This window comes from Corallococcus sp. CA053C, from assembly GCF_003611675.1.
In the GTDB taxonomy this organism is placed as follows: Bacteria; Myxococcota; Myxococcia; order Myxococcales; family Myxococcaceae; genus Corallococcus.
In genome coordinates this window covers 1-6,935 of sequence record NZ_RAWA01000470.1, presented here as the reverse complement: position 1 = coordinate 6,935, position 6,935 = coordinate 1, and the positions used below count along the sequence as shown (strand labels likewise).

The 6,935-nt window shown below is 70.9% G+C and carries 8 protein-coding genes; 4 read left to right on the top strand and 4 right to left on the bottom strand.

Going from position 1 to position 6,935, the window contains the following annotated elements; translation table 11 throughout:
* Nucleotides 1-127: 127 nt before the first annotated feature.
* The 3 genes from udk to D7V97_RS37590 form a co-directional block, all read right to left on the bottom strand.
* Complete coding sequence (udk, locus tag D7V97_RS37600) at nt 128-766, bottom strand: uridine kinase (protein ID WP_120615422.1); 639 nt, start codon at nt 764-766, stop codon at nt 128-130.
* Nucleotides 767-834: 68 nt separating this feature from the next.
* Nucleotides 835-2,502, bottom strand: coding sequence for a DUF692 family multinuclear iron-containing protein (locus tag D7V97_RS37595; RefSeq protein ID WP_120615421.1), 1,668 nt, complete (start codon nt 2,500-2,502; stop codon nt 835-837).
* A 35-nt stretch (nt 2,503-2,537) separates the two neighbouring features.
* Complete coding sequence (locus D7V97_RS37590; protein ID WP_120615420.1) at nt 2,538-2,990, bottom strand: helix-turn-helix domain-containing protein; 453 nt, start codon at nt 2,988-2,990, stop codon at nt 2,538-2,540.
* 110 nt (nt 2,991-3,100) lie between these two features.
* On the opposite strand from D7V97_RS37590, the gene D7V97_RS37585 reads away from it, so the two are divergent.
* Nucleotides 3,101-3,880: an SDR family NAD(P)-dependent oxidoreductase gene (locus D7V97_RS37585; protein WP_120615419.1), complete on the top strand. Its 780-nt coding sequence runs from the start codon at nt 3,101-3,103 to the stop codon at nt 3,878-3,880.
* 128 nt (nt 3,881-4,008) lie between these two features.
* Nucleotides 4,009-4,758 (top strand): SDR family NAD(P)-dependent oxidoreductase, encoded by a 750-nt coding sequence (locus D7V97_RS37580; RefSeq protein ID WP_120615418.1) that lies wholly within the window; start codon nt 4,009-4,011, stop codon nt 4,756-4,758.
* Between the two features lie 21 nt (nt 4,759-4,779).
* Here the strand turns inward: D7V97_RS37580 and D7V97_RS37575 are convergent, their stop codons facing one another.
* Complete coding sequence (locus tag D7V97_RS37575) at nt 4,780-5,211, bottom strand: hypothetical protein (RefSeq protein WP_120615417.1); 432 nt, start codon at nt 5,209-5,211, stop codon at nt 4,780-4,782.
* A 128-nt stretch (nt 5,212-5,339) separates the two neighbouring features.
* Between D7V97_RS37575 and D7V97_RS37570 the strand changes: the two genes are divergently transcribed.
* Both D7V97_RS37570 and D7V97_RS37565 read left to right on the top strand, forming a co-directional pair.
* The gene (locus D7V97_RS37570) at nt 5,340-6,143 is read left to right on the top strand and encodes a GNAT family N-acetyltransferase (protein ID WP_120615416.1); all 804 of its coding nucleotides are present in this window, start codon (nt 5,340-5,342) and stop codon (nt 6,141-6,143) included.
* A gap of 99 nt (nt 6,144-6,242) precedes the next feature.
* Nucleotides 6,243-6,935: hypothetical protein (locus D7V97_RS37565; protein WP_199729091.1), on the top strand; the 693-nt coding region annotated here is incomplete at its 3' end.

Genomic DNA, 6,935 nt, shown 5'->3' with positions numbered 1-6,935 from the left:
GTCGCCGAGCTGCGCGCCCAGGCACGCGCTTCATTCGTGCGCCTGGGCCACCGCCACGACGTTCTCGCCGCCTTCTTCCTTCACGCTGGCCTGCGCCTTACCGGACTTCCCTGAAGAGGGTTAGGGGCTAGCGCGCCAGGTGTTGCGGCGCGACAAGCCGGGCCCGGAGCGCGCCCACGAGCATCCCGATGGCGATGTCGTTGTTGCCGCCGTGCGGGATGATGATGTCCGCGTGGTGCTTGGACGGCTCCACGAAGCCCATGTGCATGGGGCGCACGTGGCGCAGGTACTGGCCCACCACGTGGTCGAAGTCGCGGCCGCGGTCCTTGATGTCGCGCGTGAGGCGGCGAAGGATGCGCAGGTCGTCGTCCGCGTCGACGTAGATCTTCACGTCCATCTCGTCGCGCACTTCCTTCATGTGCAGCACGAGGATGCCCTCGATGAGGATGATGTCCCCGGGGTCCACGCGGTGCGTGTGCGGCTGGCGGCCAGACGTGACGAAGTCGTAGACGGGCTTCTGGATGGCCTTGCCCTGCTTGAGCGAGCGCAGGTGATCCACCAGCAGCTCCGTGTCGAAGGCGTCCGGGTGGTCGAAGTTCACCTCCCGCCGGTCCACGAGGGGCATGTCCTTCAGGTCCCGGTAGTACGAGTCCTGATCAATGAAGGCGACCCTGCAGTCGGCGAGGGCCTCACGCACCTTGCGGGCCACCGTGGTCTTGCCAGATGCGGTGCCGCCCGCGATGCCAACGACGAGGGGTGACGACATGCGGCGGGCAGTACCCCACCAGACAGGTGGGCGCAAGGATCCGTTGAAAGGCGGACACCCTGCCTGCCTTATGCCCGCCGCAAGAGCCCGCGCGCCTGCCCTTCCTCGAGCAGCCACACAGGCAGGTCCTCCACCGGACGCGGACCGTCCGCCAACCCCCACAGCCCGTCCGCCACCGTCGGCGGCAGCGTCACGACCTCGAAGCCCGGCCCCTTGCGGCGGATGGCGAAGCGCCACGGCCCCGGACCCGGCCGCGCCGCGACCTGTGCCAGGGCCTCCAGGCCGGACACCTCCATCGCGCCGCACGCCCACGCACGGCCGGTGAGATGCCGGCGCAATGCGCGTGTGGCGAACACCAACTCCGTGAGGTCGGCCGGGAAGGAGCCCAGCCGGACGTCCTCAGCCAACGCCACCTGTCCCGGAGCCGGGGCCAGCGGAGCCTGCAGGAAGGCGTGCGGCAGCATCATCTCCAGCGACAGCGCGGCGGCCACCCCATCCTGCCCCTGCCCCGAAGTCGCGGTCATCACGCGCTTGCGCGCCCACGACGCGAACGCGTGCGACAGCGACCGCCCCAGCCCGTCGAAGAGCGCGCGGTACTCGCGCGAGCGGGTGAAGGCCTCCAGCCCCTCCGGCGTGGCCGCGAGCAACAGGCGCGTCAGCGGCCACTCACGATCCAACTGCTCCGCCACCACCGCGAGCCGGAAGTCCCGGTCCGCGCGAGTCCCCTCCGGATCCACGTCCTCCGTGGCGGGCGTCACGCCGTGGCCCGCGTCGAACAGCGCCCACGGGTGACTCTCCTTCGTGAGCGTAGGCACGGGCTCGCGCGACACGGGGTATGGAATGGCGGGCCGCGACTCCTTCGATTCCTTCGGCACCAGCGCGCGCAGGCGGCGCAGCGACGTGAGCGCCACCTCCGGCGGATGGCCGTCGCCCTCGAAGGTGACGGCGCGCAGGCGGGCACAGCGCGGAATGATTTCCGCCAGCAGCTCGAAGAGCTCCTCGCGCACGGGCTGCGTGTGATCATCCACGTAGAAGGTCCGCGGTCCCCTGCGCGTCACCACGCCGCCCGCGAGGTGGATCTCCACCACGTGCTCCAACGGAAAGCCGTCCAGCCCCGCGCGCAGCGGAAGGCCCGCGGACAGCTGGTGGCTGAGCAGGTGGCCCAGGTCCAGGAGCAGCGGCAGGCCCGTGCGCGCGTGCAGCTTCGCCATGAAGTCCAGCGCGTGCATGTCCCCGCGCGTGGCGAGCACCGCGGGGTTCTCCACCACCAGCGGGACACTCAACGCGGCCTGGATGTGGAGCGCGTGCGCCGCGCAGTCGCGCAGGCCCGCTTCGTTGAACGGCGGCGTGACGTAGAGGTAACCCGGGAAGGGCTGGCCGCCCGCGTGCCACCAACCCACGTCGTTGCCCACCCACGGGCTGCCCACCGCGCGCGCGTGCGCGTCCAGCTCCGCGAGCGCGGACGCGGGCTCCAGTTCCGGCCCCCAGAGGTTCAGGTGCACCGGGTGGAAGAGCACCGGCACGTCCGCGCGACGCCGCCACATCTCCGGGAAGAGCGTGGCCTGGGCTCGCGCCTCCTCCAGCGAAATGGGGGCGCTGTACTCCACGAAGTCGAACAGCCCGGGGGCCGCGTCGAGCAACCGGTACGGATGCGGCATGTCCGAAGCGCTCAGGTTGCTGCTCAGCCCCAGCCCCAGCCAGGGCAGCGTCCACGAATCCGATGCAGGGCGCGTCATGCCCACACCCTAACCAGCCCGGCCCCCGCGTGGCGCTAGCGTTCTGCCGGCTCCCGCACCAAGCGCGTGTCCTGGAGGTCCAGCAGCCGTCCGTCCGCCGCTCGCAGCTCCAGCGGCTTCACGGGCAGCCCCTGCGCCGTGTCGAGCATCACCGTGCGCGGCTCGCCCTGCTCGAAGCAGTGCTCCGCGCCCCATTCGCGCAGGGCCACGAGGACGGGGAAGAGGCGCCGGCCCTTCTGCGTCAGCACGTACTCCTGCCAGGCGCTGCCGTCGGACGCGGGCTGCACCTCCAGGATGCCGTGGGCCATCAGGTGCTTCAGGCGCTGGGACAGGATGTTCTTCGCCACGCCCAGGCTCTTCTGGAACTCACCAAAGCGGCGCAGCCCCAGCATCGCGTCGCGCACGATGAGCAGCGACCACCAGTCCCCCATCACGTCCAGCGACCGGGCCACGGGGCAGGCCACCCCCTCCATGCTCGTCCGCTTCATCTCCGCCCTCCTTCGATTGTCTCCACCTTCTGGTTGCATAACGAAACCACCGCCTTTATCCATCCCTCAATTGGTTTCATCATGAAACCACTCAAACCGGAGGCACTCGGATGCGGCTCAAGGGAAAGACGGCGCTGATCACGGGCGGTAACAGTGGCATCGGGCTCGCGACGGCCCGGCTGTTCGTGGCGGAAGGGGCGCGCGTGGCCATCACCGGGCGCAACCGGGAGACGCTGGACGCGGTGGTGAAGGAGCTGGGAGCGAACGCGCTGGCGGTGCAGGCGGACGCCACGGATCCGGCGGCGCTGGAGCGCGCGGTGGCGCAGACGGTGGAGCGGTTCGGCAAGCTGGACATCGTGTTCGCCAACGCGGGCATCGCGGGGACGACGCTCGTGGGCAAGACGTCGCAGGAGGCGTTCGAGTCCGTCCTCAAGACCAACGTCACCGGCGTCTTCTTCACCGTGCAGGCGGCGGCGGAGCACCTGAAGGCCGGCGCATCCGTCATCCTCACCAGCTCCGTGCACAGCGAGCTGGGGGTGCCCGGGTACTCGGCGTATGCGGCGAGCAAGGGTGCGCTGAAGGCGATGGTGGCCGTGCTGGCCTCGGAGTTCGCGCCCCGGGGCATCCGCGTCAACGCCGTGTCGCCGGGCGCGACGCGCACGCCCATCTGGGACTCGCTGGCGCCCACCCCGGAGGCCTACGCGAAGCTGGAGAAGGGACTGTCGCTCACCATTCCCATGGGCCGGCTGGGTGAGCCCGAGGAGATCGCGAAGGCGGTGCTGTTCCTCGCCTCGGATGACGCGTCCTACGTGCACGGTCAGGACCTCTACGTGGACGGCGGCGTCAACGGCGCTCCGGCGGGCTTGCCCCTGCTGCGCGCCGACAAATAGCGCGGCGCGCGTCATTCCCCTGACATCGCGGTGGGGAGGCGGTCATCACGGAGGGCTTCGCGGTGGGGTCCCGGGCACGATACCGGGACCGCCGTGCCCTCCCTCTCCTGAAGAAAGGCTGCATCCCCATGACGTCCCCCCTCAAGCCCACCGCGGTCGTCGTGGGCGTTGGCGCTGAACAGGGCCTGGGCGCGGCCCTGTGCCGGAAGTTCGCCGCGCAGGGCTACCACGTGCTCGTCGCCGGACGGACCGGTGCGAAGGTGTCGCAGGTGGTCCAGACGCTCTACGCCCGCCAGGGCAGTGGCGAAGCGATCATCACCGACACGACGAAGGAAGCGGACGTCGTGAGCCTGTTCGAGCGGGCCCTGTCACCAGGGCCCGGGTTCGCGCCCGTGGACCTGGTCGTGTTCAACGCGGGCAACAACCGCAAGGTCCCCTTCCGGGAGCTGGACGCCGCGCAGTTCGAGGACTTCTGGCGGGTGGGCTGCTTCGGCGGTTTCCTCGTCGGACGCGAGGCGGCACGGGCGATGGTGCCGCTGGGCCGGGGCACGGTGCTCTTCACCGGCGCCTCCGCCAGCCTGCGAGGCAAGCCGGGCTTCGCGCAGTTCGCCGCGGCCAAGGCGGGCCTGCGGATGATCTCCCAGAGCATGGCGCGCGAGCTCGGCCCCCAGGGCCTGCACGTCGCCCACGTCATCATCGACGGTGGCATCAACGGGGAGCGGCTGCGCTCGCTCGCGCCACAGCCGGTGCTGGCGCGCGAGGATGACGGACTGCTCGACATCGACGCCATCGCGGAGACGTACTGGCAGCTCCACCGTCAGCACCGCTCCGCGTGGACGCAGGAGGTCGACCTGCGACCGTTCAAGGAGTCGTTCTAGCGAGCACGGCCCCTCCGTGCTTCAGGAGGTCGGCTTCGGCGGGGCCGCCTTCCTCGCGGCCTCGCGCGCGGCTTCGAGCACGTCGTCCACCGCGGACTCCACCGCGTCGCTCACCAGCTCCGGCGCGGACCTGCGCCAGCGCTCCAGCGACGCCTCGTGCATTCCTTCCGGATCCTGGAGGCGCGCGTCCGTCTCCGGCGCGACCTCCGCGATGCAGTCCGGGCACACGCCTTCGAGCGCGCGCGACCACACCTCCAGGTGCGTCGTGATCAGCACGCCCTCCATCGCCAGGGCCTCGCGCAGCCCGCGCTGGCCCGCGCCGCGCATCTGCGTGCCGTGCACCCGGTCCAGCATCGTCCGCATCCACGAGGCCACGGCCTCCGGACGCGGACACGTCTGACGGCCACACACCCGACACGCCGTCTGCCAGGGCTGCCCTTCCAGTGGATTCATCGCGTCATCCTCCTCGCGCCCCGGTTCGGTTCCGCTTTACCAAGGCCCACGCCCCTGCGCACGTAGACGCGAGGCTCCGAGAATGCGGAGAATCCACCTTCTCTGATTCCCACCGAGGGTACCTCTCCATGTCCCGAGCCGAGATCGACGAGTCGCACGCGCAATTCCGTGGCGCATGGAGGCTGTTCGCGCTGGGCACGCCGGCGGGCGAGGTGGTGGAGCGGCCGGAGGTGTTCCTCACGGCGGGGCACGTGTCGTGGTCCCTGATGAACATGGCGTTCCTCCAGAAGCCGGTGGAGACGGAAGCGGAGCTGGAGCGCGCGGTGGACCTGGCCGCGCGCTACTTCACGCAGGGGCCGCACGGCTGGTCCTTCACACTGACGCAGGACTGGCTCGCGCCGTCGCTGCGGGAGCGCGCGGACGCGGTGCTCGCCACGCGGGGCCTCAAGCCCGGGATGACCACGACGGGAATGGTGGCGGAGAAGCTGCTCGCGCCGGTGCGGCCCCTGCCGAAGCTCGACCTGCGGCCGGTGAGCGACGAGTGGAGCCGCAACGCGATCGCGGACGTGAATGCCGCCTGCTACGACATGCCGCAGCCGCTCGGGCGTGAGGCGCTGGCGGCGCCGGGCATCTACGGGCCGGAGTGCCGGGCCTTCGTCGGCAGTCACGACGGCGTGCCAGCGAGCACCACCGCGGCCATGCGCGTGGACGGCATCGCGTACATCGCGCTCGTGGCGACGCTGGCCGAGCACCGTCGTCAAGGTGCCGCGGAGGCCGTGATGCGCCATGCGCTGGAGGAGGCAAAGCGGGCGTGGGGGCTGGAGCGCACGGTGCTGCACGCCACGCCGGCCGGGGCCCCTGTGTACCGGCGCATGGGCTACCGCGACGTGACGACCTTCTGCTCGTACTTCGCTCCATCGCACGGTGCCTGATCCACCGGGCCCGGCGCACGTCGCGGGACTTCCGAAAGCGCGGGGCCCCTCCAGCGTGCTGGACCGGGCCCCCGCGACCGGGGAACAATCCGCGCCTGGATGGAGCCCCCCGGACCGCAGGAGCGCGCTGGAGCAGGAGTACCGGGTTCGCGCGCGGCGTGGGCGGTGGTGGGCGGCGCGTTTGGCGTGACGTGCCTGTTCTTCTACCGGGCCGTCTTCAGCGCGCAGGTCTTCACCGCGCGCGACATGCTGCTCGTCTACGCGCCCCTGCGCCGCTACTGGGTGGCGCGCATGGCCTACGGCGATTTCCCGGGCTGGTACCCCTACGACGGACTGGGCCAGTCGTTCCCGGGGATGATGCTGTCCGCCGCGTTCCATCCATCGCAGTGGCTGGGATTGGTGCTGTCCACGGGCGCGGCGATGAAGCTCACCGTGCTGCTGTGTCCGCCGCTGGCCCTGCTGGGCACGTATGCCTTGCTGCGCCTCTACGCGGTACCCCGGGCCGGGGCGTTCTTCGCGGGACTGGCGTTCGCGTTCAGCGGCTACCTCGTGTGTCTCACGAGCAGCCTCGCGTACCTCCTGGCCGGCGCCACCCTGCCCGCCGCGCTCTGGGCCGCCGTGCGCTTCCTTCGCGAGGCCACGCCTGTTCGCGCTGGCGTCGCCGCGGCACTGCTCGCAGGCGTGCTCCTCGCGGGTGACACCTGGAGCTATGCCTTCGCGAACGCGTTCGTGCTGCTGCTCGCGCTGACGGAAGAAGGGCCTCGCGCCGTCCGGCTGCGGCGGGGGCTGGGG